This is a genomic window from Xanthomonas sp. NCPPB 2864 (genome assembly GCF_056675615.1).
This window is the reverse complement of record NZ_JBWWVS010000001.1, coordinates 719,511-745,993: the sequence shown is the minus strand read 5'-3', so window position 1 is coordinate 745,993 and position 26,483 is coordinate 719,511. Positions and strand designations below refer to the sequence as shown.

The 26,483-nt window shown below is 61.4% G+C and carries 17 protein-coding genes and 1 pseudogene; 3 read left to right on the top strand and 15 right to left on the bottom strand.

Annotated elements, in window-relative coordinates; translation table 11 throughout:
- Positions 1 to 26: 26 nt before the first annotated feature.
- Entirely contained in the window at positions 27 to 1,931 is a 1,905-nt protein-coding gene (gene thrS / locus AC1KVE_RS03125) for a threonine--tRNA ligase (RefSeq protein WP_046343264.1), read from the bottom strand.
- Positions 1,932 to 2,256: 325 nt separating this feature from the next.
- Between thrS and AC1KVE_RS03120 the strand changes: the two genes are divergently transcribed.
- Positions 2,257 to 3,378, top strand: coding sequence for a LacI family DNA-binding transcriptional regulator (locus tag AC1KVE_RS03120; protein ID WP_065031740.1), 1,122 nt, complete (start codon positions 2,257 to 2,259; stop codon positions 3,376 to 3,378).
- Between the two features lie 364 nt (positions 3,379 to 3,742).
- Here the strand turns inward: AC1KVE_RS03120 and AC1KVE_RS03115 are convergent, their stop codons facing one another.
- From AC1KVE_RS03115 to AC1KVE_RS03105, 3 genes are read right to left on the bottom strand one after another with little or no spacing between them, the layout of a single operon-like run.
- Positions 3,743 to 5,401: an alpha-amylase family glycosyl hydrolase gene (locus AC1KVE_RS03115; RefSeq protein ID WP_481091930.1), complete on the bottom strand. Its 1,659-nt coding sequence runs from the start codon at positions 5,399 to 5,401 to the stop codon at positions 3,743 to 3,745.
- 14 nt (positions 5,402 to 5,415) lie between these two features.
- The gene (locus tag AC1KVE_RS03110) at positions 5,416 to 6,894 is read right to left on the bottom strand and encodes an MFS transporter (protein WP_184456266.1); all 1,479 of its coding nucleotides are present in this window, start codon (positions 6,892 to 6,894) and stop codon (positions 5,416 to 5,418) included.
- Complete coding sequence (locus tag AC1KVE_RS03105) at positions 6,891 to 9,077, bottom strand: alpha-L-rhamnosidase-related protein (protein ID WP_184456268.1); 2,187 nt, start codon at positions 9,075 to 9,077, stop codon at positions 6,891 to 6,893. The genes AC1KVE_RS03110 and AC1KVE_RS03105 overlap by 4 nt, the downstream gene beginning before the upstream one ends.
- Positions 9,078 to 9,319: 242 nt before the next feature.
- Between AC1KVE_RS03105 and AC1KVE_RS03100 the strand changes: the two genes are divergently transcribed.
- A complete protein-coding gene (locus AC1KVE_RS03100; RefSeq protein WP_184456270.1) occupies positions 9,320 to 11,398 on the top strand; it encodes a glycoside hydrolase family 97 protein in 2,079 nt (692 codons plus the stop codon).
- Between the two features lie 312 nt (positions 11,399 to 11,710).
- On the top strand, positions 11,711 to 14,470 hold the full coding sequence (locus AC1KVE_RS03095; protein WP_184456273.1) for a TonB-dependent receptor: 2,760 nt from the start codon (positions 11,711 to 11,713) through the stop codon (positions 14,468 to 14,470).
- An 813-nt stretch (positions 14,471 to 15,283) separates the two neighbouring features.
- On the opposite strand, the gene AC1KVE_RS03090 is transcribed toward AC1KVE_RS03095, so the two are convergent.
- From AC1KVE_RS03090 to AC1KVE_RS03040, 11 genes and pseudogenes are all read right to left on the bottom strand, one after another.
- A complete protein-coding gene (locus AC1KVE_RS03090; protein WP_481091931.1) occupies positions 15,284 to 16,900 on the bottom strand; it encodes an alpha-glucosidase in 1,617 nt (538 codons plus the stop codon).
- Between the two features lie 274 nt (positions 16,901 to 17,174).
- Positions 17,175 to 17,533 (bottom strand): annotated as a pseudogene (locus AC1KVE_RS03085) (hypothetical protein); the annotation flags it as partial.
- 39 nt (positions 17,534 to 17,572) lie between these two features.
- Positions 17,573 to 18,868 (bottom strand): XVIPCD domain-containing protein, encoded by a 1,296-nt coding sequence (locus AC1KVE_RS03080; protein WP_184456277.1) that lies wholly within the window; start codon positions 18,866 to 18,868, stop codon positions 17,573 to 17,575.
- Positions 18,869 to 18,973: 105 nt separating this feature from the next.
- Complete coding sequence (locus AC1KVE_RS03075; RefSeq protein ID WP_456362928.1) at positions 18,974 to 19,777, bottom strand: XAC2610-related protein; 804 nt, start codon at positions 19,775 to 19,777, stop codon at positions 18,974 to 18,976.
- A 21-nt stretch (positions 19,778 to 19,798) separates the two neighbouring features.
- Entirely contained in the window at positions 19,799 to 20,293 is a 495-nt protein-coding gene (locus AC1KVE_RS03070; protein ID WP_166770841.1) for a DUF4189 domain-containing protein, read from the bottom strand.
- 22 nt (positions 20,294 to 20,315) lie between these two features.
- Complete coding sequence (locus tag AC1KVE_RS03065) at positions 20,316 to 21,389, bottom strand: TrbL/VirB6 family protein (RefSeq protein ID WP_184456279.1); 1,074 nt, start codon at positions 21,387 to 21,389, stop codon at positions 20,316 to 20,318.
- A gap of 88 nt (positions 21,390 to 21,477) precedes the next feature.
- Positions 21,478 to 22,227, bottom strand: a complete 750-nt coding sequence (locus AC1KVE_RS03060; protein WP_104600356.1) for a hypothetical protein — start codon at positions 22,225 to 22,227, stop codon at positions 21,478 to 21,480.
- Positions 22,228 to 22,291: 64 nt separating this feature from the next.
- Complete coding sequence (locus tag AC1KVE_RS03055; protein ID WP_184456281.1) at positions 22,292 to 24,745, bottom strand: VirB4 family type IV secretion/conjugal transfer ATPase; 2,454 nt, start codon at positions 24,743 to 24,745, stop codon at positions 22,292 to 22,294.
- 101 nt (positions 24,746 to 24,846) lie between these two features.
- Positions 24,847 to 25,158, bottom strand: a complete 312-nt coding sequence (locus tag AC1KVE_RS03050; protein WP_166770838.1) for a VirB3 family type IV secretion system protein — start codon at positions 25,156 to 25,158, stop codon at positions 24,847 to 24,849.
- On the bottom strand, positions 25,151 to 25,558 hold the full coding sequence (locus AC1KVE_RS03045; RefSeq protein ID WP_166770837.1) for a TrbC/VirB2 family protein: 408 nt from the start codon (positions 25,556 to 25,558) through the stop codon (positions 25,151 to 25,153). The genes AC1KVE_RS03050 and AC1KVE_RS03045 overlap by 8 nt, the downstream gene beginning before the upstream one ends.
- A gap of 59 nt (positions 25,559 to 25,617) precedes the next feature.
- Complete coding sequence (locus tag AC1KVE_RS03040) at positions 25,618 to 26,442, bottom strand: lytic transglycosylase domain-containing protein (protein ID WP_166770973.1); 825 nt, start codon at positions 26,440 to 26,442, stop codon at positions 25,618 to 25,620.
- Between the last annotated feature and the right edge of the window lie 41 nt (positions 26,443 to 26,483).

Genomic DNA, 26,483 nt, shown 5'->3' with positions numbered 1-26,483 from the left:
GATCATCCAGACCGGCCGGGGTTGGCTCACGCTGCCTGCTCTGCCTGCAGACGTTCGATGAAGGCCGAGACCGTCATGGTCCCGAGGTCCTCTCCCGAGCGTGTCCGCACGGCGACGGCGCCGTTTTCCTTCTCGCGGTCACCGACCACGAGCAGATAAGGCACGCGTTGCAGCGTATGCTCGCGAATCTTATATCCGATCTTCTCGTTACGCAAATCGGCGCTCACACGGAAGCCTTGATTTGCAAGGGTTTTCCGAACCGAGTCGACATAGTCTGCCTGGGCGTCGGTGATATTTGCGACAACGACCTGGACCGGGGCGAGCCAGGCGGGGAAGGCGCCGGCGTGGTGTTCGATCAAGATGCCGATGAAACGCTCCATCGAGCCGACGATCGCCCGGTGCAGCATGACCGGATGCTTCTTCTGGCTGTGCTCGTCCACGTACTCGGCGCCGAGGCGGCCCGGCATCATGAAATCGACCTGCATGGTGCCCAGCTGCCAGGTACGGCCGATCGCGTCCTTGAGGTGGTACTCGATCTTGGGGCCGTAGAAGGCGCCCTCGCCCGGCAACTCCTGCCACTCCACCCCGCAGACGCCCAGCGCGCTGCGCAGCGCGGCTTCGGCCTTGTCCCAGGTGACGTCGTCGCCCAGGCGCTTTTCCGGACGCAGCGCGATCTTGATCTCGATGTCCTCAAAGCCAAACGCGGTGTAGACCGCCAGTGCCTGCTGATGGAACGCGGTGACTTCGGCTTCGATCTGCGATTCCAGGCAGAACACGTGGCCGTCGTCCTGGGTGAAGCCGCGCACGCGCAGGATGCCGTGCAGCGCGCCGGAGGGCTCGTTGCGGTGGCAGGCGCCGAACTCGCCGTAGCGGATCGGCAGGTCGCGGTAGCTGTGCAGGCCCTGATTGAACACCTGCACGTGGCCCGGGCAATTCATTGGCTTGACCGCATAGGTGCGCTTCTCCGACTCGGTGAAGAACATCGCGTCCTGGTAGTTGTCCCAGTGGCCGGATTTCTGCCACAGCGACACGTCCAGGATCTGCGGGCAGCGCACTTCGCCGTAGCCGCTGTCGCGATAGACCTTGCGCATGTACTGCTCGACCACCTGCCACAGCGACCAGCCCTTGGGATGCCAGAACACCAGGCCCGGCGCCTCTTCCTGCAGATGGAACAGGTCCTGCTGCTTGCCGATGCGGCGATGGTCGCGCTTGTCGGCTTCTTCCATGCGCAGGATGTAGGCGTCCAGCTGCTTCTTGTCGGCCCAGGCGGTGCCGTAGATGCGCTGCAGCTGCTCGTTCTTGGCATCGCCGCGCCAGTAGGCGCCGGAAATACGGGTCAGCTTGAAGGCCTTGAGGAAGCGCGTGTTGGGCACGTGCGGGCCGCGGCACATGTCCACGTATTCCTGGTGGTAGTACAGGCCCATCGCGGTGATGTCGTCGGACATGTCCTCGATCAGGCGCAGCTTGTACTCCTCGCCGCGCTGGGCGAATACCTCGATCACCTCAGCGCGCGGGGTGACCTTCTTGATCACGTCGTAGTCCTGCGCGATCAATTCCTGCATGCGCTGCTCGATCGCGGCCATGTCGTCCGGCGTGAACGGGCGTTCGCTGTAGATGTCGTAGTAGAAGCCTTCGGCGATGACCGGGCCGATCACCATCTTGACCTCCGGGTACAGCTGCTTGACCGCATGCCCGACCAGATGCGCGCAGGAGTGGCGGATGATCTCCACACCTTCGGCGTCCTTGGCGGTGATGATGCGCAGGCTGGCATCGTGGTCGATGACGTCGCTGGCATCGACCAGCTGGCCGTCGACCTGGCCGGCGATGGTGGCCTTGGCCAGGCCGGCGCCGATCGACTGGGCGACCTGCATCACCGAGACGGGGGATTCGAATTCGCGGCGGCTGCCGTCGGGGAGCGTGATGTTGATCATGGGCAAGGATGAGGTCTGTGCTGGCTGCAGCGCGGCGGCGGCAAGGGAGGTCTGCCCGCTACGGGACAGGCTCGGATAAGGGTATGGCGAGAGGTGGGGCGGAACGAACGCGGCGCGGGCGCCCTGCGGACTGGCGCGGCCGGAATCAGCGGTGGGCGGTGGTAGTGCTCATGTCGCACGCTGGGCCGGCGCGGGGCGCGGGCCACCTTCTCGCAAGGGGTATTGGAAGCGAATGGTAAACCAATCAGCCCAGTGTTGCGCATGCCGGCACGGGGCCGGCGGGCGCGTGGCATGATGCCGGCCACCTGTGCTGCCAGTGCCGACCATGACCATCAAGGGTAAAGCCACCTCGCTGGATATCGCCTACCTGGCCGGCGTGTCGCAGCCGACCGTATCGCGCGCACTGCGCGGCAGCCCGATGGTCAACGAAGAAACCCGCAAGCGCATCCTGCGCATCGCCAAGGAATTGAACTACAAGGTCGACAAGAACGCCTCGTCGCTGCGGCTGCGCAATGCCGGCACGCTGGCACTGCTGTTCTTCGAAGACCCTACCGCCGACGATTCGCTGATCAACCCGTTCTTCCATTCGATGCTGGGCTCGATCACCCGCGCCTGCGCGCTGCAGGGTTACGACCTGCTGGTGTCCTTCCAGCAGCTGTCCAAGGACTGGCAGGCCGATTACGAAGACAGCAACAAGGCCGACGGCATCATCCTGCTCGGCTACGGCGATTATCAGCAGTCGCGCCAGCGGCTGCAGTTGCTGGTCGAACAAGGTACCCACTTCGTGCGCTGGGGCGCGGCGCTGCCGGGGCAGCCGGGCATCTCGATCGGCAGCGACAATTACCAGGGCGGGCTGGATATCACCGAGCATCTGCTGGCGCAGGGCTGCCGCCGCATCGCCTTTCTCGGCCACGCGTCCAACCACTATCCCGAGTTCGAAGAGCGCTACCGCGGCTACGTGGCTGCGCTGAAGCAGCAGGGTTTGGTGGCCGATCGCGCGCTGCAGTTCGACGCGATCACCACCGAGTCGTCCGGCCATGCCGCGTGCCTGGCGCTGCTCGACAGCGGCAAGGCATTCGATGCGGTGTGCGCGGCCAGCGACCTGATTGCGATCGGCGCAATGCGCGCCTTGCGCGAGCGCGGCCTGCGAGTGCCGCAGGATGTGGCGGTGAGCGGCTTCGACGATATCGCATTGGCGGCGTCGGTGGCGCCGGCGCTGTCGACGGTGCAGCAGGACACCAAGCAGGCCGGCACGCTCCTGGTGGAAAGCCTGGTGGCGCTGATCCGCGGTGAAGCGGCCCAGAGCCGCACGATTCCAGTGAAGCTGGCGCTGCGTGATTCCTCGCGCAGCAGTGGGCTGCAGCCACCGTTGGGCTGGAGACCGTCCGGCTCGGAGACCGGCGAGGCGGTGCTTGGCCGGGCCGCTGATGGGGCTGTCAGGCGTTGAGTCGGGAATCGGGAATCGGGATTCGGGAATCGGGAATCGGGAATCGTTAGAGCATACGTGACGGGCTGCGCGGGGTCAGCCGCAGCCATTGACGCCTCGTAGGAGCGCACCCGGGCGCGACGGGGCGTTCCCGGCAACGCCCATCGCGCCCGGGTGCGCTCCTACCTGTTGCGGGCGGCCCCGTGCTGTCGCGGCCCGCAGCGTGACCAGGATCGAAATCAGCGTCGGCCGGATTCGGGATTCGGGATTCGGGATTCGGGATTCGTTGGAGCGTGCGCGAAAGTCCCCGATCTGATGCCTCGTAGGAGCGCACCCGGGCGCGACGGGGCATTGCCGGCAACGCCCGTCGCGCCCGGGGGCGCTCCTACCGGTTGCGGGCGTCGCGCGCGGCTTGCTCGGCCATCTGCGCGTCGAGCTGCCTGCGCAAGGCCGGGTCGGTGATCGGCGCGTCCGACAGCAGCACCCGCACCCCATGCGCGGGCACCGCCGCCAGCAGCCGACGCTGCACCGGCACCTGCTCGCCACTCATCGCGTCGCGCCAGGTGCCGGGCTGCAGAAAACGCGTCACCTCGATGTTCGCCGCCGCATCGCCCTTGTTGAGCAGCACCAACGCCGTCTGGCTGGCGCCCGCATGCTGATAGACCCGCAAAAATGCCGCGTGCTCCCCGCGTAGCAGCACATCCACCTGCACGCCGCGTTGCAATGCCGGGGTATCGCGACGCAGCCGCGCGATCTGCTGCAACGGGCCGAAAATCGGGCTGTGCGGTGCAGTGCGGATGCGCTCGGCACCGAAGTAATTGCGGTTGCCTGCATGTTCGGCGCGCCCGCGCATGAAGCCGGTCTCCGAGCCGTAATAGATCACCGGGATACCGCGCGCGGTAAACAGCCAGTTGTGCGCGTCGATGAAGCCGGTGTCGCTGGCATCCAGGCGCGCCATGTCGTGATTGTCGTAGAAGCTCATCAGCTCGTACGGATTGGCATACGGCCCCTGACGCAGAAACAGCGGCGCGGCAAGCTTCTCGAACCCGGCCTGCTCATGCCCGAAGACAGCGGACAGCTGCTGCTTCAATGGGAAATCCAGCACGCTGACGCCGGCATTGCGCGCCCAGGTATGCCCGGCAATCTTGCTGGCGTCGTAATCGAAGGCTTCGCCGAACATGAAGAACCCCGGACGCTTTTCGCGGATGCGCGCAACGAAGGCATGCCAGAAACGGTCGGGCATCCAGCCGATGGTGTCGATACGGAACGCGTCGGCGCCCTGCTCCATCCACTGCAGATACGCGCCAGCCAGATAATCGAGCACGGCGGGATTGTTTTCGTTGAGATCGGACAACTCGGCCAGGCCGCCGCCGGTGTTGTAGAACGCGTGCAGCGGAACGTGCTGCGGATCCAGCTGCGCCGGTGGCAGATTCTGGTGATCGGCGACCAGTCGGCCATCGGCGTCGTACAGCTTGCCGAAGCCCGGCTGCGCCACCGGCATGCTGTAGGCCGGCGAGCCGTGATTGCCCACGATATCCAGCACTACCTTCAAGCGGTTGGCATGCATGGCGCGGGTGAAGCCGGCAAAGTCCAGGCCCGGACTGGGCAGATGCTCGTCGAGCTTGTAGAAATTCACGCCCCAGTAGCCGTGATAGCCGGTCTTGCCGTGGTCGCTGAGCGTACTGCCGCAGCTGATCGGCTTGCCGCCGGTGAAGGCCTCATCCGGATTGTCGACAATCGGCGTGATCCATACCGCGCCAAAGCCCATGTCGCGGATGTAGTCGGCATGTTCGACGATGCCCTTGAAGTCGCCCCCCAGGTAACCGATGTTGTCGCCGACTCCATCTGCGCAAGGCGTCGGCACATCGAACGTGCGATGCGCACCGCCCTGGTCACGCTGGTCGTTGCCGGGGTCGCCATTGACGAAACGGTCGGTCACCACGAAATACACCGCGTCGGCAGCGAACGGTTCCAGCGTGCCGTAGTAATCGCCGGGTGCAGCCGCCGCGCTCGCCGCCCCTGCAGATACGATCAATCCAGCCATCATCACATGCCGCATCACTGCCCTCCCGAGGCCATTGGAACCCGCACCACGCACACACCGGCAATGAGCAAACTGGCGCCACCGATGGCCAGCGCATGGATCGGCTGACCGCCCAGCCAGACGCGCAGCACGAAGCCCAGTGCGCTGGCCGCGACCAGCTGCGGAATCACGATGAAAAAATTGAAGATGCCCATGTACACGCCCATCTTGGCGGCGGGCACGCTGTCGGACAGCAAGGCATAGGGCAGCGACAGGATCGAGGCCCAGGCAAAGCCGACACCCAGCATCGACAGCAGCAGCCACTGCGGGTCGCGGATCACCAGCATCGACAACAGCCCGGCCGCACCCAGCCACAGGTTGCACAGATGACTCCAGCGCAGGCCGATCGCACGCACCAGCAGTGGAATGACCAATGCCGCCAACGCCGCAAATCCGTTGTAGGCGCCAAACAACACGCCCACCCAGTTCGCACCTTCGTTGTAGGCTGCCGATGCGGTGTCCTTGGCACCGAAGTGCACCTGGGTGACTGCGGCGGTGGTGTAGATCCACATCGCAAACAGCGCGAACCAGGAGAAGAACTGCACCCAGGCTAGGCGTCGCATCGTCAGCGGCATGCTGCGCACGTCCTGCACGATCGCCACCAGCATGCCGGTCGATGGCAGCACGCGCGCCAACGCAAGCAGCGCACCGTAGGCGATGCACAGGCCGGCCAGCACGTAGAGCATGCGGTCGCCGTGCTGCCAGGCGATCGCAGCGGCGAGCAGCACACCGATGCCGCACCAGAGCGCACTCGCACGTTGCGGCGGCAAGGTGCCGGCGATCGCTGCAGCCGCTACAGGCGGATGCGCATCGTCGAAACCGGCCAGCTGCTGCGGGCTGTATTCGCGCGTGCGCAGCACCGTCCAGCTGATCGACAGGAACAGCACTGCGGCACCGAGGTAGAAGGCGTAGCGCACGCTGTCGGGCAACTGCCCCGGCGGCGCGGTATTGGCCACGCCCCAATGCGTGAGCAACCACGGCAGGAAACTCGCCACAATCGCGCCGACCCCGATGAAGAAGCTCTGCATCGCATAGCCGGTGGGCCGCTGCGCCGGTGGCAGTTGATCGCCGACCAGGGCGCGGAATGGCTCCATCGAGATGTTGATCGATGCATCCAGCACCCACAACGTGCCGGCGGCAATCCACAGCATCGGCGCGTTGGGCATCACCAGCAAGGCCAGTGTGGTGAATACCGCGCCGACCATGAAATACGGACGTCGGCGCCCGCATGGCGTCCAGGTGCGGTCGGACAGGTAGCCGATGATGGGCTGCACGATCAGACCGGTGAGCGGTGCGGCGATCCACAGACCGGGCACATCGTCGACCTGCGCCCCCAGGGTCTGGAAGATGCGGCTGGCGTTGGCGTTCTGCAGCGCGAAGCCGAACTGGATACCGAGAAAGCCGAAACACATGTTCCAGATCTGCCAGAAACTCAGGCGTGGCTTGGCGGTCATTGCGCAGCCTCCGTGCTCGCTGCGGGGCCGACCAGCAGCGCGCTCACCTGCGCGGTGTTGACCACGCCATCGCGACCACCGCGGCCGCCGTTGTACTGCGCAAAATGCGCGAGTGCGCTCATGTTGAAGCCATCTTCCAGCCGGAACCTGCACTGCTGCCCGGCCACCACAGTGAAGCTGACCTGCGTGGACAGCTGCTCGCCCACGCTATGCGGCATCACCACGACCTGCGACTGCGTCGCCTGCCCCGGGCATTCCAGCAGCAGCCGCTTGACCGCCGCAGTGACGCCGGTATTGATCGGCCCGTTGGGGTTGCGATAACGCAGCGATACGCGATGCTGGCCCGCGCGCGTGGCAGTCCAAACCCAGGCCTCGCTGCCCGCGACCTCCTGCAACGGGCCGAGCGTCAACGCGGGACTGTGCAGCGACTCCAGGCCATCGGCGCGGCGGGTCAGGCTGAGCACGTGCAGCCGGCCGTCCTCGCGCAGGTCTAAGTGCTGCGTGGCGTCCAACGCATGCCCATCCATGTACAGCGTCGTCCCAGCCGGAATCACGATGCGGTGGCCGTCGCCCTGCCGTTGCGCGACGGGCGCCTCCGGCGTGCTGGGTGCGAACACCTGGCCTGGCTGCGGCGGGGCGGTGGTATCGGCCTTGCGACCGATCAGATGCACCAACGTGGTCTGGCCTTGTTGCTCGACCTTCCCCGCCACCAGCAACTCACCCGCACTCGCCGTCGGCCGCTGCAGCACATAGCGTCGGGCGCCCTGTTCAAGCACGATCTGCTGGCGATCGCCAAACAACAACGGCACCAACGTACGCGGCAGTTTCGGCGTCACACTGCCATCGGCGCCAATGCCGAACACGCCTTCCAGCACCGCGGAGAGATAGCCGGCAACCGACCACAACTGGCGCGGCGAATTCACCACCGGGCCACTGCGGGGCCCCTCCTCCACATGCACCGCCAGGCTCTGCATCTCGTAGTTTTCCATGTTGGAGCCAGCCAGCGCGCTGCCGCGCATCAACGACTGCAGCTCCAGCGCAATGCGCGGCGCGTCGTCCAGCTGGCGTGCGGCGCGTAGCGCGTACGCACTGACGAAGGGCCAGACGGCGCGATTGTGATAAATCGGCTGTTCGGCGTCCTGCGGCCACACCACCGGGCTGCCGCCGGCAACCAGCGGATACCCGCGCAGCGCGGCACGCGCACGCTCCTTCGGAAACACCTCGGCCAGCACGCCAAGCGACACACCGAGCAGATCGACCTTGGCATAGCGCACCGGATGCGCCGCATTGCCCAGATAGCTCACATACTGATTGCTGGGCGCATCCCAGAAGCGCGTGGCGATGGCCTGACGCAGCGCATCGGCCCACTGGGCGTACCTGGACGCACGCGCATCGCCATGCTGGCGCGCCAGCTGCTCGGCCAGGCGCAGGGCCTGGTAGTGCAACACGTTGGTGGACAGGGCGAAGGACTCGGCAATGAAGCGCACATCCTGGCGCGTCCACTCCGGGTAGGTCTGCTCGCGCCAATCCAGAAACGAGGTTTCGCCGCGGTAGAGGCCGATCTGCGCATCGAAGACCGCGTCACGATCCTGCGCGAGCGTGGCCTGCAACGCTTCCCAGACGTCTTCAGCGAACGCCTTGTCATCCAGCAGGCCGCGCGCGGCAAGAAACCACACCACGCGGTCGCTGCTGATCGGCCAGCTGCCACCGGAGCCGGTGTCCTGCGCAACAAACACCCCTGGCGTCTGCCCGTCGCGCGCCGCCGACAGCTTGAAGCGCAGCGCGTTGCGCGCGCGCTCCGGCTCCAGCCGCGCCAACGCCAGATCGGCGGCGAAGCTGACATCGCGCGTCCATACGTAAGGCCAGCGCTCACCGGTTTCGAAACACGCGCAAGGCACCGGCTTGCCGTCGTTGAAGGCCGGATCGCGGATCGCCTCGACGCGGTCGTCGGCCATTTCCTGCTGCGCCATGGCGAACAGGGCGTCGAACAACGGACTGGCGGTATGGGTACGCATCGGCTGCGGCCCGATGCGGCGCTCGCCCTGCGGCCAGCGCAACACGAAACCGCCGTCTTCGAGCGCCTGCGCTTGCGCACGGCGGCCCTGGAATTCCAGCTCATCGGCCAACACCGGCGAGCTTGCCGCAACGCCGAGCGTTGCAGCCATGCAGATCATCTTCAGCATCGAAGCGGCCAGACGGCTTGCACCGTCGGCCTCCCTCCCTCGTTGCACGCGTTGTAGTGCGCGGCACTGGCGTGCCACGGGCGCGGACCCTCCCAGGTGCCGTGACGCCATGGTAGACGCGCGCTCAGCGGTTCCGCATCAATGCATACGTATTCATGGCAATGGCCGCAGTGCAGCATGGCTCATCCACGCCACAGCGCTGCATAGTCGCCGCTGACGCAACGGCCGCCTTGGGAGGGGATATGCCGCTGGTTTCACATCGCGTGCGTTCGATAGCGCGCGCCGCACGCAGTGCGCCACTGCTTGTCCTGTTGCTTGGCAGTCTTGCGGGCATCGCGCAGGCCGAGCGCATCGCCATCAGTGCCGATTCGCCTGGCAACGTCCTGCAGGTCACGCTGGAAGTGGACGGCGGCACGCCCTACTACCGCGTGCAACGCCTGGGCCAGCCGGTACTGGAACGCTCGCGCCTGGGTTTCCAGTTGCGCGACGGCCGGCTGGACCGCGGCCTGGTCGTCCTCTCGCAAGCACGCCAAGCCCATGACGATACCTGGGAACAACCCTGGGGCGAGACGCGCCTGGTGCGCAACCACTACAACGAACTAAGCGTCAGCCTGGGCGAAAGCAGCGGCGCGCAACGCCGCTTCGATGTGATCTTGCGCGTGTACGACGATGGCATCGGCCTGCGCTATCACTTTCCCGAGCAAGCGGGATTGCGCGAAGCCATCATCGACGAGGAAGTCACCGAATTCGCCATCGCGCAACCCTCCGAGGCATGGTGGATTCCGGCAGGCGAGCCGATCCACTACGAATACCTGTATCAGCGCACGCCGTTGAACCAGGTCGCGCTGGCACATACGCCGCTCACCTTGCGCACCGAGAGCGGGCTGCATGTCGCGCTGCATGAAGCGGCGCTGGTCGACTACGCCGGCATGTGGCTGCGCCGTACCGAAGGCCGGCGCCTGCGCGCGCAGCTGTCGCCCGCCGCCGAAGGCTGGAAGGTGCGGCGCAAGCTGCCGTTCGATACGCCGTGGCGCACGCTGCAGATCGCCGACCAGGCCACCGGGCTGGTGGAGTCCAACCTGATCCTCAACCTCAACGCGCCCAACGCCCTGGGCGATGTGAGCTGGGTCAAGCCGTCTAAATACGTCGGGGTGTGGTGGTCCATGCATCTCAACCAGCAAACCTGGGCGACCGGGCCGACACACGGCGCCACCACTGCCAACACCAAGCGCTATATCGACTTCGCTGCGGCACACGGCTTTCGTGGCGTGTTGGTGGAAGGCTGGAATCCGGGCTGGGACGGCGAATGGTTCGGCAACGGCGGCAGTTTCGATTTCACCCGGCCGACACCGGATTTCGACCTGCCCGCGCTGAGCAAATACGCCGCCGGCAAGGGCGTGCATCTGATCGGCCATCATGAAACGGGGTGCGCAGTGGATCATTACGAAGACCAGATTGCCGAAGCGATGGACCTGTACGCCCGGTTCGGCGTGGACTCGGTCAAGACCGGCTATGTCTGCGACGACGGCCAGGTGGAACGTCGTAACCCGGCAGGCGGCACACCGCTGCGCGAATGGCACGACGGCCAATGGATGGCACGCCATCATCTGCGCGTGGTGCAGGAAGCTGCCGCGCGCCACCTTGCAGTCAATGCGCACGAACCGATCAAGGACACTGGCCTGCGCCGCACCTATCCCAACTGGATCTCGCGCGAGGGCGCGCGTGGCATGGAATACAACGCCTGGGGCCAGCCACCGAATCCGCCCGAGCACGAGGTCAACCTGGTGTTCACCCGCCTGCTCGCCGGGCCGATGGATTACACGCCCGGCATCCTCAGCCTGAAAGGCCGCAACGGCCAGGCGATTCCCAGCACGCTTGCGCGCCAGCTGGCGCTGTACGTGACGCTTTACAGCCCGATCCAGATGGCCGCCGATCTGCCCGAGCATTATCTGCAGCACCGCGATGCCTTCCGCTTCATCGAGGACGTGGCGGTGGATTGGGATCAGACCCGCGCCTTGAATGGCGAAGTCGGCGACTACGTCACCATCGCGCGCAAGGATCGGCATAGCCGCGACTGGTTCCTGGGCAGCATCACCGACGAGCATGGCCGGCTGCTGCAGGTGTCGCTCGGATTCCTTGAGCCGGGCATGCGCTACACCGCGCAGATCTATCGCGACGGCGACGGTGCGGACTATGTCAGCAACCCATTCGCCTTTGTCAGCGAACAACGCCAGGTCAGCAGTGCCGACACGCTGGAACTGCGTCTTGCGCCAGGTGGTGGGCAGGCGATTCGCTTCGTGCCGGTGGATGGCAGGCGCTAATTTGGTCGCAACGGGCTGAAGAGACCTTCAACACGACCGAGTGCATCACGCAACGGCACCGCAACCGCTGCAGATTGCGCATTGGCGTTGCCTTACGACAGGCCAGGAGCGTACCGCGCCGCAGCAAAGCCGGCGTGGAATCGATTCCAGCGCAATCAGCCGGAGTGAATACGTATGCAGTGCCCGTTTGCACCCAGGTGCCGTGTCTACCATACGTCGCAGTCGTAACGTCCGTCGTGGCGCGCGATGCGATGCATCCAGGCGTCTGCCGGATCGAAAAATCAAAGAACAACATGTACCTGGGAGGGGAAAATGTTGAAGCACAAGCGCTCTGCGCTGAGTATCGCCCTGGCCGTTGCCATGGCACCGACGTTGGCCGCCGCGCAATCGGCGACACCGGCGCAAGCAACCGACACCGAACAAACCGCCGGCGCGGTGACGGACTTGGACAAGGTCCAGGTCACCGGCCTGCGCCGCGCGATCGAAGGTGCCATCTCGGTCAAGCGGGACTCGACCTCGATCGTGGAAGCCATTTCGGCCGAAGATATCGGCCGGCTGCCCGACGTCAGCATCGCCGAATCGCTCGCGCGCCTGCCTGGCCTGGCGGCGCAACGTGTGGCCGGTCGCGCACAGGTCATTAGCGTGCGCGGGCTGTCGCCGGACTTCTCCACCACCCTGCTCAACGGCCGCGAAGTGGTCAGCACCGGCGATAACCGCAGCGTGGAATTCGACCAGTACCCGTCCGAACTGGTCAGCGGTGTCACCGTCTACAAGACGCCCGACGCCGGCCTGGTCGGCCAGGGCCTGTCCGGCACCGTCGACATGCAGACTGCGCGCCCGCTCAGCTACAACGAGCGCGTGATCGCCATCGGTGGCCGTTACCAACGCAATTCGCTGGGCAAGGCCGCCAACGTCGATCCTTACGGCAACCGCTTCAATGTCAGCTACATCGACCAGTTCGCCGACCGCACCATCGGCCTGACCATCGGCTACGCACACACCGACATGCCGATCCAGGAAAATCAGGTCGGCTTGTACGAACCATGGCAGCCGGTCAACGCACAACGCCCGCGCCCCGGCGTGGCCGACGGCGTGTATTTTTCCGACGGCATCAAGGCATTGCGCCGCACCGGCAACCAGAAGCGCGACGGCGTCATGGCCACCTTGCAATACCGCCCGTCCAACGCCTGGACCAGCACGCTCGACGCCTTCCACACCAAGGCCGAGCAGATCGACACCGCCAACCAGTTCGAGCTCAACCTGAGCAACTACAACGGTGGCTACACGCCGGGCCTGAACATCAGCAACGTGCGCGTCAACGACAGCAACAGCTTCACCGGCGGCGACGCCAGTGGCGTCTATCCGCTGGTCCGCGGCATGTACAACAAGCGCGAAGACACCATCGATGCATTCGGCTGGAACAATGAGATCACTGCCGGTGCGGTCAAGATCACTGCCGATCTCAATTATTCCAAGGCCACGCGCGACGAACTGAACCTGGAGAATAATCTTCAGCGTGCGCCCATGCCGCAGCTGGATACCGTCGGCGTAACGGTTGTCGGCAACGGTTTCTCCCAGCTTGCGCCCGGAATGGATTACTCCAATCCCGATCAGCTGTTTTTGACCAACACCATCTACGGCTCCGGCTACGGCAAGGTGCCGAGCGTGGAAGATGTGCTCAAGGGCGCACGCCTGCAGGCCAGCTTCCCGATGCCCGAAGCGCTGAGCTGGTTCTCGGATCTGGATGTGGGCGTCAACTACGCCAATCGCGAAAAACAGAAAACCCAGCCGGAAGGCAACATCACCCTTGGCGCGCAGGGCGAATCCACCATCGCACCGGACCTGCAATACGCGCCGGTCAACCTGGGCTTTGCCGGCATCGGTACCCTGCCCGCCTGGAACGTCCCGGCGGTGGTCTCGCGTTACATGCTGTTCAATCCCAGCGACGATGCCTCGTTCCTGGTGTCCAAGGCCTGGACCGTGGAAGAAAAGATCACCACCGCCTGGCTGCGCGCCAATCTCGATACCGAATGGGGCGATGTGGGCGTGCGCGGCAATATCGGCGTGCAGCTGCAGAGCGCCGACCAATCCTCGCACGCAAATTATTGGGACGCGTCGCAGCCGGCAGGCAGTGAAGTGCGCCCGATCGACGACGGCAAGACCTATCGCGACTGGCTGCCCAGCCTGAATCTGGCCTTCCAGTTCCCGTACGAACAGACACTGCGCTTTGCGATGGCAAAGCAGGTCGCACGCCCACGCGTGGATCAGCTGCGCGCCTCGCTGGAATTCGGCGTCGACACCTCCACCGGCCGCCCCGGCGCCAGCGGCGGTAACCCGATGCTGGATCCCTGGCGCGCGAACGCCATCGACCTCTCCTACGAAAAGTATTTCGCCGAGCGCGCCTACGTGGCCGCCGCGTTCTTCTACAAGGACCTCAAGAGCTACATCTACACCCAGAGCCGCGACAACTACGATTTCTCCGCGTTGGTGGCCGGCTATGTGCCACCACCGGGCTCGGCGCCGGTATTGACCACCGGCACCTTCAGCGCTCCGTTCAACGGCAAGGGCGGCACCCTGCGCGGCGTCGAACTCACCGCTTCGCTGCCGCTGGATCTGGTCTTCGCTCCGTTGGAAGGTTTCGGTATCCAGGCCAGCGCCACCTTCAACGACAGCGACGTCAAGATCCGCGACCCGGAGAGCGCCTCCAGTGTCGGTGATGGCGAAATCAGCCTGCCCGGCCTGTCCGAACGCGTCTACAACCTCACCGCCTACTACGAGCACAAGGGCTTCGAAGCACGCGTCAGCCAGCGCCGCCGCTCGGACTTCATCGGCGAGATCGGCAACTTCAACGGCAACCGCACGCTGCGCTACGTGGTCGGCGAAAACATCACCGATGCGCAGATCAGCTACAGCTTCAACGACAGCAGCGATCTTGCCGGCCTGACCTTGCTGCTGCAGGCCAGCAACCTCAGCAACTCGCCCTACCGCACCTATGCCGAAACCAAGGACCGTCCGCTGGAATACATCGAATGGGGCCGCACCTTCGTGCTGGGCGTCAACTACAAGTTCTGATGAGCTGTGAACTGCAAACGATGCGCTGATTGGCTACATCTTTGGCTGTGGCCACATCGCTAACTGCGGCTACGCTACCTACGTGACAACCGGCGCATCACCTGGCTGGCCGGCCCCGGTGCCAGCCCTCTCCACCGGGACACCAAAGCCCCTCTCCCACCGGGAGAGGGGTTGGGGTGAGGGTTCGGCACAAGCGCAACGCGCGCCAATCAAGTAGTACCAGTTCTGCTCTGTCGGGCTCCATGGGCCGTCATTCAAGATGCCGCCTCTAACTAGAAGAACCGAATGCTCTCCTGATCAAAACGACAACATCGACCAAAGAAAACCCGCCGATGTGACACCGGCGGGTTTTCTTTTGATCCAAGATTTTCAAAATCCAAGCTTGCATTGCCCTTCGCAAAGCGCACAGGATCGACCGCCACCTGCGCATCAGCACCTCCCTGCGCATAACATTCGCCTGTCGCACCGGAACGGGGCCAATCTCCCGACACCATCAGCGCCTGCCTGCACCAACACGAATCCAAGCCGTTGCTGCAGGGCCGCCGGCAACGCTGACGTCCTCGCAGCCCATTGCCATCCACGTTCAGCCTTCTGGTCAGACCACTCCGACTGGCATGGAGAACAGCACACCCTGCCTCATCCAGAGAGCAAGGACCTGATCGACTGGGAATAGCCGCACAGCTGGCGTAACGCTATAAATGCTTGGCAAACCAAGCAATCGTCACTACAAAAAAAAGCGAGGCATTCCCCCAAGGAATGCCTCGCCGCGTTCCAGACAATCACGCACAGACAGCTAGCTGGCGCGACACACCGTCAGCGAACTTCGATCGCACAAACCACTGCATGCCCGGCCAAGCGCAGGCGATCATGTTCGATGGCTCCGCGCTCCACGCCGGGCACATCGACCTGCTTCCACGCGCCAGCCGGCAGCCCAAGCTCAGCTGCATCGGCCGACAGATTGAATGCCAGCAACATCACCTGGCCGGCGTGCTCGCGCCGGAACATCAGCACAGGTTCGGCGGTTTCGTAGAACGTGATCGCGCCCTCGCGTAACGCAGGCTCGCCCCTGCGCCAAGCCAGGAACTGTCGCACCGCACTGAGCACGGACAACGGATCGTCCTGCTGCACGCTCACCGCAGCCGCACGATGCTCCTCAGCCAGCGGCAACCACGGCTTGCCGCTGCTGAACCCTGCCGACGGCGCATCCGTCCATGGCATCGGCGTGCGGCAGCCATCGCGACCCTTGAAGGTTGGCCAGAAGGTGATGCCATACGGATCGCGCAGATCCTCGAACGCCACATCCGCCTCGCCCAGGCCCAGCTCCTCGCCCTGGTACAGGCAGATCGAGCCACGCAGCGAACACAGCATTGCAACCACCATTCGCGCGAACGCCAGCGACGCATCGGCCCCGCCCCAGCGTGTCACCGCGCGCACCACGTCGTGGTTGGAAATGGCCCAACATGGCCAACCTTCCAACATCGTGGCTTCGAGCCGGCTCACCGTCTCGCGGATATAAGCAGCACTGTAGTCCTGCACCAGCAGCTCGAAGCTGTAGCCCATATGCAGGCGGCCATGGGCGGTGTACTCGGCAGTGGTCGCCAGCGAGTCCTCCGACGAGATCTCGCCAAGGCTCACTGCATTCGGATAAAGATCCAACAGCCCGCGCAAGCGCTCGAGGAACGCTAGATTTTCCGGCTGCGTGTTGTTGAAGTAGTGGTACTGATACGCGTAAGGGTTGTCGGCACTGAACCCGCGCCCCACCCGCTTGTCGGCCGGCTTGGCCGGATTGTCACGCAGCTGCGCATCGTGGAAGCAGAAGTTGATCGCATCCAGGCGGAACCCATCCACCCCGCGATCCAGCCAGAAGCGTACGTTATCCAGCGTCGCCTGCTGCACCTCGGCGTTGTGAAAGTTGAGGTCCGGCTGATCCACCAGGAAGTTGTGCAGGTAATACTGTTCACGCTGCGGCTCCCATTGCCACGCCACCCCACCGAACAACGACAACCAGTTGTTCGGCGGTGTCCCATCCTCGCGCGGATCGGCCCACACATACCAATCGGCCTTCGCATTGGTCCGATCCTGGCGGCTTTCCTGAAACCAGGCATGTGCGATCGAGGTGTGGCTCAACACCTGATCGATCATCACCTTCAAGCCAAGGCCATGCGCCTTGTCGAGCAACCGATCGAAGTCATCCAGCGTCCCGAACAGCGGATCCACCGCACGGTAGTCCGCGATGTCGTAGCCGAAATCGGCCATCGGCGACTTGAAGAACGGCGAGATCCAGATCGCATCCACGCCCAACCCTGCGATGTAGTCGAGCTTGGCGATGATGCCCGGCAGATCGCCCACCCCATCGCCGTTGGAATCGAGAAAACTACGCGGATAGATCTGATAGATGACGGCCCCGCGCCACCATGGTGTCTGCGACATGTACGCCCCTCCCGGGCCAATGCGGGTACACGAAGGAGCACCCAGCCAAGAGCGTTAGCGTAGCGGCGTAACAGACCTAGAGCATGCTCGTGCATACGTATTCATGAGCAGCCACATGTGCGACGACTCAGCGGCTTTTTGCCCAGGTCACGCAGTTAATGAAGCGGCGTATGCGGCATAGGAGAATCGTCTGCGCGCCTGAAAATAGACATATTCTGCACGCTGAACGATATACACGGACAACCAAGTAATGGTTCACCAACCACAATAAACGGATCGCCTCATAAGGACTCTCAGAGTCACCGACACTGTCACCGTCTGCGTGATCACCGAGCTGATCCCGTCGGTCAGCGTCCAGTACAACTGCGGAGAGCCTTTGGCCATGCTAGTGGCTAATCCGATGATCAGCGCCGCCCGCAGTGCCGTCACCACCAACCCCATCGCCGCTTCGCACGACTAGCCGATCAAGATGCGGTAGCCACGGATGAAGATCCGAAGCGTCAGTACGTCAATGACACCATACCGACGCAGGCGGTCGTGCGCTGCAACAACTTCCTATTGAAAGATGGAAATTTCGTCGCGCAGGTCGCAGGAAATAGAGCCAAGGCGGACATTCCTGACTGCCTTGGCGATTTACCAGATCGCTGAAACGCAACGACCAACACGCCCGATTTACATGGACATCGAACGTGAAGCAGTTTCCTGTGCCTGCACCTGAGTGGCCTGACGCTGGCTTTCCTCGGCTGCTTGCCGGCTACTGTTTTCCAACGATTGATTCTGCGCTTGGTTGCGATCCACAAAAATCCGCTGCATTGCCGGGTCGGTCATCTCGCCCTGTACTGCGAAGAAGCCGTCGCCGTTCTTATTGGGCACCACATGGTCGATGCGCTGGAGACCGCTGACCTTGGACTCGAACACGATTTGCCCGGCTGCCTGCTCGAGTTCTTTACGGTTGGCAAAACCGCCACGTTCACCCAGCGCTTCGAGCTTGCTCACTGCGCCGTTGTACATCGCGTTGTCGGGATGGCGCGGGTCAGACAACAAGGGGCTGGATGCTGCCTGTGCCGGCGCAGCAGGAGCGGGAGTGTGCTCAGCTTGCTTGGGTGTCGCCTGGGTCAACACCTTGGCCAAAGCGGCCTGAGTCTGTTGACCTGCGACGCCGTCTATCTGCAACCCGTGCTCGCGCTGGAATTGCTCGACCGCGTGCTTGGTGTTGCCGCCGAAGTCGCCGTCAGGTTTCAAGGGTTTGCCATCGCGACCAACGGCACCGAGTTGCGCAAGTTGGCCTTGCAACTGCTTCACTTGCTCGCCGCGCTCGCCTTCTTCGAGCTTGCCATCATTGGACTTCGAAACTTGATGGGATGTCGAACCAGACGTCACGCTGTGCTTAAGGTCGACACCATCGCGCTTGACGCTTTCTATCAAATCGGGAACGCGACGTTCCCAATTGCCCGCATACTCCTCGCATTCCTTGGCTGCCTTCACGCTCCAGGGTTTGCTAGGAGTAACTCCGTTGACGACGCGTCGCGCGTTGTAGACGTCGTGGCTATCATTATCGATGTAGCGATCAAGAGGCTTGCCTGTAAATAAGCCGTCACGCATACCTACAACTAGAACCTTTGCAGCGATTTCCGGTTGCTTGGCCATGTCCGGGTTGCGGACCATTTCACCGTTAAGGCCTAGCAACTTATCGAACTTCGCATAGTTGTAGTCGTGGGTAAGATGTACGTAACCACGGCCATAGAACTCCTCGCCGCCGCTATATCCAAGCTTGCGCGCTTGGCTGCGTCCGAAATCTTCTTCAGGCGCCTGAAAATTACGCGTCTCATGTTGAGCCGTCGCCAACATGTACGATATTTGCTTTGGATCTGTCACACCGTTCTCAAGAGCGGTTTTGACGATCAACCTAACAGAAGACTCCCGATCCACACCAAAGCCTTCGGTGCTCCGACCACGTCCATCGCTCATAGTATTCTCCGTACGTGCATATCATTAGAATTTGTTGTTGCATCTACCGGCATTGCAGACCCGAAGATGCGTTGCATGTACTCACTAGCAATTACCAATCACTTCCTAGTTGGACACCTCCTTCATTTCACCGTCTTGAAGCCGCTCGATCTTTTTCTTCGGATTAGCCGGATCATTCGTATCTTCGGTTAACCGCTCTATCAGCACTGCTTCGTTATCTTTAAGCTCATAGGTATCAAAGATGTGGATACAACATCCATCGCCAGAAGTAGACGCCAACACATTCCCTTTCAAGGAGAATAGGCCGTTGGCCATTACCGTAATATCGGATAGCGACTGATTGAAAACAAGGCTTTTCTGCGCAGCATCGAAAAGATAAACACTGTAAGAGGGACCACCATAATTACCCTCTTTGCCAGACCACACCACTACATCTTCGTGCCCATCGCCATTGATATCGGTCAGAATGACTGAGTGGCGGTTCTTCTTGTAAGTGTCGTCTAGCTGACCATGATAGAACGTGGAATTACTATCCACGTACAAAGCCTCAGGCTCCAGTGCAATCGGCTTGGCTCCGGGGAATGTCACCTCCACGACCGGCGAACGGTTACATAGCATGATCCCTGGACTATCTTCGCTACAGCCCTGCGCCTTGATTGAAACAGCAATGCCACTGATATCTGCGTTTATCTCGCCCTGATCGTTGAGCTTGGCATTGACAGTAGATGGCATTTTCAAGTCCTTTTGCGTCGAGGATTCAGGCTTTTTGCCAGTTTGATCTCGATCGGATAATTTCGCTCCGTCAGCCTCTGCGGACGGAGTATTGCCAGGACCGCACGCTGTAATCGAGATAACACAAGCTAAATACAGCGCTCCCAGGACCGCTCTTGCTAGTGTACGCTCCACCATGTAAAACCCTTCCAATTCAAATCAATATTTCTTAAATACCGGCTCCGTACAATCGGAATACATCAATTTACAGGAGCCAGTTCCACTTTTTTCGCAATTCTTTTTCGCTAATTCGGTCGCCACCTCTTTACTTTCAGCTGCTTGGAAGAAAGTATCTGAATGAGAAGCTGCAAATGAAGCACACTGATTTCTGTAGACTAAATGGACTTTACAATCCGATGCGCCACCCAAGGCGCATTGGTTAATAGCGGAATTTCGAGCATCTTTTTCCGAAAACTTATTGACTGCTGTGCCAGCCTCACCGGTCGACTCAGATGTAGCAATTGCCCCCCATGTCTTAAGCCATTCTCCTGTAGGTCGAGGGGGAGGAATCGAGAGATCGCCTCTTGATGTGCCAGAGTCAGGCCCACATTGCGGGCTACCGGCAGCGACTCCTGAAGGGCATGCCGTCTGAGAGAGAACTGGACTAGCGCTCGCTGCTAAAAATAAGAATAATACCAAATAGATAAATTTCATTCAGCACCCCTTAAGGTTGCGCCTAACGCTGTGCAAGACCGCGGTTCCCGGATTCCTGAGGAGGAGGAGAATCAGAACGGACTCCTGTATCTGATCGAACTATGTTATCCGCGCCACCTCTAGCATGACTGTCGGGGCGACCTGAATCTTTAGCAGGCGCCCCAGGCTCATAAGGCCGCCCAGCTGCCGGAGACTGACCTGCCCGATCCAGCTGCCCCAGCGCCGAGTACGCCGTGAACTGGCCTAGCGTGCCCTGGAAGAAGGCTGCTGCCATTGGTGGTGCCGTGATGATCAACGTCGTTAACACCAGTCCTAATCCTCCCTGCTGCAGCGCCATGCTGCTGATGCCTTCACCCGTAAATCCGTTCATTGCCCACTTTGCGACGAAGGCTGCGCCCACTGCGCCGACCACCTTGGTCGCCAAGCTCACCGTGAAGGTCAACACCGACAACGAAAACACAGTGCCCAATCCGTATAGCAGCCACTTGCTGAACAACGACTTCGTCGCCTGAAACAGCAGACACAGGATGAACAGAGGCCCAAATCCTACTACCAGCGCCATTGCCAGTTTGTTGAGTAGCAACATCGAGCCGGCGACAACCCCTGGACCGGCCATTCCGAGGCCGGTGAACCACCGAGCCCGGTCTTTTTCGTCTTTGCTCTCCTCGTCACCGCCCGTCTTGATCTGATCCAACGCCGACATCGCCACTTGCATCAGCATCAGATTCTTGTCGATCGCCTCGTAGGGACTCTTTGAGCTGCCCGTCACTGTCCGGGTGATCGCCGAGCTGATCCCGTCTGTTAGCGTCCAATACAAACGCGGAGAGCCTTGCGCCATGCTGGTCGCCAATCCGATGATCAGCGCCGCGCGAAGCGCCGTGACCACCAAGCCCATCGCCGCCTCGCGCGACTGACCGGTCACGATGCGATAACCTTGGATAAAAATCCAAAGCGTCAACACCGTCAGGGACACCATACCCACCCAGGCCGTTGTGCGCTGCAACAACTCCCACTGAAAAATCGCAATCTCATCGCGCAGGTAGTTGTTGATCAGACGAAAAAATTCGTAGTTGGCGATGTTCGTCAAAAAATCCATATGTCACCACATCCACTAGACGGCTGCGCCGTGGGGCAGTCGCTGCCCCGGGGTTGATTACGTTGCATGATCCGGTCGTGCCATATCGTCAGTCTTTATCGATTGCCAACGGCGGTTCCATGCCAGATGGCTTGTCACTCTTGATCGCCTCGAGCGCGCCCTTCATCACTGCACCGGCCGCAAGCGTTTTACCTAGACTCAGCACATCGTCGGGCACCCAATCCGGCACCCAACTCCAACGATTGCTTTTTGGTGGTTCCTTGCCGGCCATTGCCGCCTTGGCCGCTGCTGTCTGCTGCCCAGTCAGGTAGGCAATGCGCTTGTCATAGGCAAACATCGCCGACTCCATCTGCTGGCGGTCGATATCCATCATCGCTTTCAGCGCGAGCAGCTTGTTGGTATTGCTCTCCAATTCGCCGATCTTTTGGTCGCCGATCTTCTTGCGTTCATCCTCGATCGTGCGTAAACGTTCAAGACGCTTGGTGGTGATCTCATACATGGCGACCATGTAGTTGTATTGAGAATTGAGAGTGCGTTGAATCAACTCGCACGATTCCTTCTGCGAATCGGACACGGGCGTTCCTTTCGTTGAAGCCGCGCATGCCGCCACACCTTGGTCATCGGGAATCTTCTCGATCTTTTCCTTCGGCTTCTCTACTTCCTTGCCACTGGATTCCTTACCATCGCCATTTTTGATGGTCTGGTTCTTGCGAATCTGCTCCACCTTCTCATTCAACTTCTTGTCTTCCACTTCCCACTGCGCACTGGCGGCTCCGGCCATGCAGAGCAGCACCAGTCCCGTGAACACGCGAGAAAAATGTCTGAACTTGGTTGCCATGGTGTTTTTGCCTCCTGACACAGATGAAGTTGATGCGTGGAAAGTGTGCTGCCGATGATGAGGACTACGCATCCTCGGCCTCCTTGTCTTTGACGGCTTTGCGCTTACCCGAGCCCTTGCGGTTGGCATAGAAATCGCTCAGCCACTGCTCCGGCGTCAGCTGATCGACGGTGACGCCCAACTTGCTGGCCTTGCCGGCCAGGATTTCATGCATGATCTCGATGTTGTCGGTCGAGGACGAAATGACCGACAGTGCGTCGTCCATACCACGCAGATTGAGCTGGCATACCGCAGAGGCGTGGCCTTGCTTGACCAGGAAGCAGCGCGAGCGCTCGTCGAGCGAGACCACCACCTGGTACTCGGCATCGGTCAGCTTGAGGCCTTCGATGTAATCGTCGCGACTGGCGTTGGGGTTGGGCAGCAGCACCATCGTGGCGGTCTGCTCGATCAGCGCCGCGGCGATGTCGCTGGCTAGGGCGTCTTCCGGGCTCTGCGTGGCAAAGATGCCCAGGCCGTTTTGCTTACGGATGGTCTTCTGCTTATTCTTGGCGAACTCCTTCAGGCCGCCCTTGCCGTCCAGGATCTTCCAGAACTCGTCCATCACGTAGATCAGCGGGCGGCCGTCGATCAGCGCCTCCAGGCGGTGCAGCAGATAATTGATCACCGGCACGCGCACTTCGGCGTTGTCGATCACGTCGGTGTAGTCGAAGCCGATGATCGAGGCGCGCGTCAGGTCGATGGTATCGACCGGGTTGTCGAATACCCAGCCCAGCGAGTTGCCGGCGGTCCAACGACGCAGGCGCGCATACAGCCCGTCGTCGCCCATATTGGGCAGGCTCTTGCGGAAGTTGCTCATGTTGCGCAGATGCATCGGCGTGTCCAGCATGCCTTCCACCGCGCGGTAGATGTCTTCCTCCTCGCGGGCGCTGTACTCGGCCTTGCCACCGAGCACCTTGATCAGCTCAGCAAGGAATTGGGTATTGGCCTCATTGCGCTCGCACTGAAACGGGTTGAAGCCGGTCGGGGAGCCGTTCTCCAGCGCCAGGTAGTTCCCGCCACAGGCACGCACGAAAATCTCCGCGCCGCGGTCCTTGTCGAAGAAGAAGATCGTCGGGATTGGATCGAACTTCTGCACCTGGCTTAGCAGGAAGTTGATCAATGCCGTCTTGCCGGTACCAGACTTGCCGATGACCATCGTGTTGCCGATCGCCTTTTCGCCCAGAGAATTCTCGGCCGGGTGCGTGGCATGAAAGTTGAAGTAATACGGCTGACCGTTAGTGGTCTGCAGCGTCGTGACGCAATCACCCCATGGATTGTTGTGCTGCTTGCCCTGGGCGAAGTTGTGCAACGGCGACAAACCGAGGAAATTGAGCGAACTCAGGTTGGCGATACGCGTGCGGAAGCGCCAGTTACCCGGCAGCTGGGCATAGAACGACGAGGCGATCGCCAGATCCTCCTTGGCCGAGACGAAACCGGCATTGGAGAGCTCTGCTCGCGTCGTCGCGATCTGCCTTGCCAACTTCTCCTGGCTGTCGGCATACACCGCCAGGGTGAAGTGGTACTCGCCCAATACAAAATTGCCGGAGGCCACGTCATCCATCGCCAGGTCCAGGTCGCGGATCTGACTGGAGGATTTGTCGCCCGACGAAATCATCATGCCCTTGGTGCGTTCCAGCACCTTTAGTGCATCGTGGCGACCGACCGGGCTGAAGGAATGCGTCATCACATACTCAAAATCGAGATACTTCAAACCATTGAGAATGCCGGGATAGGTTCCATCGGCATACTCCTTGACATTGAGGATCGCACCGAAATGATTGATGCCGTCCGGCGTGCGAATGACAAAATCGCCGGTCTTGTTGGCAAACATGTGCTTGCTGACGGGCAGATACGCTGGCACTGGGGCTTGCAGCACCGGAACAGGCTCGTCGATCCGGTTGAGCAGGTAGCCGAGAAACTCAAGCGTCTCGGAAAACACCACACCATTCTTGGCCTCATACATGCCAAGCCGGTAAGGTGAATAATCCTTCAGTACCGCCTCGACGTTAGTGGCTAACTCGACGATCTTGGAGATAGCCTGCTCTTCCTCGGCGCGGATTTTGTCAGGATTTACAGATTTTTCGACCAGGCGCCGCCCCGTCACCACCGGGCGATAGATCATGCTGAAGTACAACTCGTTCTGCATGATTTTTTGCGAGGATAGCGCCGCGTAATACTCGTCGGACAGCGTCTGATTGAACGATTGCTTGAAGCGCCCGCCGGTACCGATCTTGCGACGACGGCGAACGTCATGAACCCAGAACGCGATATTGGCGAAATCCGGTGCACGCAAGGTTTGCAATAACCGATTGAACGTATTGTGCCGCTGCTCAAGTTCAAATTCGTCCCGCCCAACGAAGGGCAAGCCAGCCAAATGCCAGATCAACAGATAGTCGCCACCTGTCGTCTTGACGACGGACGGAGCGACATGTGTCGAGATGGAAACAAATTCGCCGATCGGACTGTCTGGACTGAACATGGGCATTACCAGGTAAGAGGAAAAGCATCACACCAAGAACCAGCTAAAACACCAACCCCATGCGGATTGAGCGCATGGGGCTGGCTGACCTTTTCACGTGCTCATCGCGGCGTGCCCGGGGGCCCCTTGCGATACTCGTTGGGAGTGAATACCCACATCCCGGAATAGCGCTGAAGGTTTCGGACGCGCATTCGGAAAAGCCAGCGCAATCCAAGCAACCTGAAGATCATTTCGTCCCTCTTTGCCATTTGCTGCATGCCAAAGATGATGACGGGGATGGTGAACAGGTACCAAAGATTGATATACATCCCCAGCAGCAAGCCACCGCCCGCACCGATGAAGAAAGGGATATACGGCACCCCCAGAAACATCGCCGGACGGGTGCAGCCGCGGAAGAGTACGTCTTTATGCATAGTACTGAGCGATCTGCAGAAGCGAAGTGGTGAGCGTCGAGCACTCCTGAGCGCCTCCCTCCTTATTCTGAAGGATCATATTCGCAATCTGCCCAGCCGCACCAATCAGTACGCCACCAATGAGGATCGGGGAAACTTCGGAAATGCGCTTGTGCGCAAATGCGATCTGGTAGCCGGCCACGATGACGGCGATGGTGACGACAGCGATCGAGCCCATGTTCAGCAGCTTGGTCACATTGTTCAGGAATCCGCAGACGCGGGTATCCGTGCCGCCGAGTTCATTCGTCGCACCAGCGCCGCCCGCCGCCAGCAACAACGAGGTGAACAGCAGCGCCTTCACTGCCTGCGTGCCGACCATCTTGGCATCCGCAACTGTCTTCTTGTCGATTTCAAACTTCATGTCTAACTCCTTGGGAACAGAGGGGGTCCAGCAGCCATAATCCTTGGCGATCTTCCATCCTAAAAAACAAATGCACTATCTGTTTGCGGAGCCGCCTGTGGTGCACGCGGCACGGAGACGGGGTTTATGGGTTGTTCGGTCTGCGTCGAGGCTTGCGGCGCGACAGAGGGCAACGCTACCCCACGCCCTTGGCCCGTTGGCTTTATCACATACAACTCGTTCTCCGCCGCTGGGGCCACGGGGGTGGCGCGACTTGGCAGAGAGTAAGGTGCTGAAGGTGCCGATAGCATAGGCCCCGACGGTGAAGCCACCGTGTTGCCCGTTCCGGCTAGATCCTGAATACGACGCGCCACGATCGCATCTGCCAATTCGGCGGCTGCCTGCTTGAGCGGATTGGCAGGCCGTAACTGCACCTGGCGCGTCGGCACGACCGCGATGGGCTCGGCTCCAGAGGATGCTACCGACTGACGAATGGATGCATAGATCTTTTGGACATAACCATGCTTGAAGCCGGTCTCGAAGTTGCCGGAGTAGTAACAGCTGAACGACTTGCCCCAATTGGCGCCGGAGCGTGAATGGCACTCCGCCAGAATCCTCGAAGCAGCCACCAGATTGGGGCATTTATCGAATGCCATCTCATAACTGGTGAGTCCGTACTTCTGCAGATTGTAGCGATTGACCTGGCCCAGTCCGAGGGAGAAGTTGTAGCCCTTCTGCTCCAGCATCTTGGCAGTGGCCACTGCCTCGGCCAACCCCCGCGGCTCACGCACCAACCGCCCGCCAACCACACCGATGGCATACGGATTGCGCGACGACTCGACACGGACAACGTGCTGCATCACCTCGCCAGGAACAGCAAGTCCAGTGCACCCCATCAGTTCCATGCCAGGCAACATGTCATTACTCCTTGCAAAACCGAACCAGC

Excerpts from the sequence above, each read along its gene's own strand:
- AC1KVE_RS03120 (WP_065031740.1), top strand. The coding sequence starts at position 2,257 with ATGACCATCAAGGGTAAAGCCACCTCGCTGGATATCGCCTACCTGGCC.
- AC1KVE_RS03050 (WP_166770838.1), bottom strand. The coding sequence starts at position 25,158 with ATGCATAAAGACGTACTCTTCCGCGGCTGCACCCGTCCGGCGATGTTT.
- thrS (WP_046343264.1), bottom strand. The coding sequence starts at position 1,931 with ATGATCAACATCACGCTCCCCGACGGCAGCCGCCGCGAATTCGAATCC.
- AC1KVE_RS03115 (WP_481091930.1), bottom strand. The coding sequence starts at position 5,401 with ATGGCTGGATTGATCGTATCTGCAGGGGCGGCGAGCGCGGCGGCTGCA.
- AC1KVE_RS03105 (WP_184456268.1), bottom strand. The coding sequence starts at position 9,077 with ATGCTGAAGATGATCTGCATGGCTGCAACGCTCGGCGTTGCGGCAAGC.
- AC1KVE_RS03075 (WP_456362928.1), bottom strand. The coding sequence starts at position 19,777 with ATGGTGGAGCGTACACTAGCAAGAGCGGTCCTGGGAGCGCTGTATTTA.
- AC1KVE_RS03055 (WP_184456281.1), bottom strand. The coding sequence starts at position 24,745 with ATGTTCAGTCCAGACAGTCCGATCGGCGAATTTGTTTCCATCTCGACA.
- AC1KVE_RS03060 (WP_104600356.1), bottom strand. The coding sequence starts at position 22,227 with ATGGCAACCAAGTTCAGACATTTTTCTCGCGTGTTCACGGGACTGGTG.
- AC1KVE_RS03040 (WP_166770973.1), bottom strand. The coding sequence starts at position 26,442 with ATGGAACTGATGGGGTGCACTGGACTTGCTGTTCCTGGCGAGGTGATG.
- AC1KVE_RS03045 (WP_166770837.1), bottom strand. The coding sequence starts at position 25,558 with ATGAAGTTTGAAATCGACAAGAAGACAGTTGCGGATGCCAAGATGGTC.
- AC1KVE_RS03065 (WP_184456279.1), bottom strand. The coding sequence starts at position 21,389 with ATGGATTTTTTGACGAACATCGCCAACTACGAATTTTTTCGTCTGATC.
- AC1KVE_RS03090 (WP_481091931.1), bottom strand. The coding sequence starts at position 16,900 with ATGTCGCAGACACCATGGTGGCGCGGGGCCGTCATCTATCAGATCTAT.
- AC1KVE_RS03100 (WP_184456270.1), top strand. The coding sequence starts at position 9,320 with ATGCCGCTGGTTTCACATCGCGTGCGTTCGATAGCGCGCGCCGCACGC.
- AC1KVE_RS03070 (WP_166770841.1), bottom strand. The coding sequence starts at position 20,293 with ATGAAATTTATCTATTTGGTATTATTCTTATTTTTAGCAGCGAGCGCT.
- AC1KVE_RS03080 (WP_184456277.1), bottom strand. The coding sequence starts at position 18,868 with ATGAGCGATGGACGTGGTCGGAGCACCGAAGGCTTTGGTGTGGATCGG.
- AC1KVE_RS03110 (WP_184456266.1), bottom strand. The coding sequence starts at position 6,894 with ATGACCGCCAAGCCACGCCTGAGTTTCTGGCAGATCTGGAACATGTGT.
- AC1KVE_RS03095 (WP_184456273.1), top strand. The coding sequence starts at position 11,711 with ATGTTGAAGCACAAGCGCTCTGCGCTGAGTATCGCCCTGGCCGTTGCC.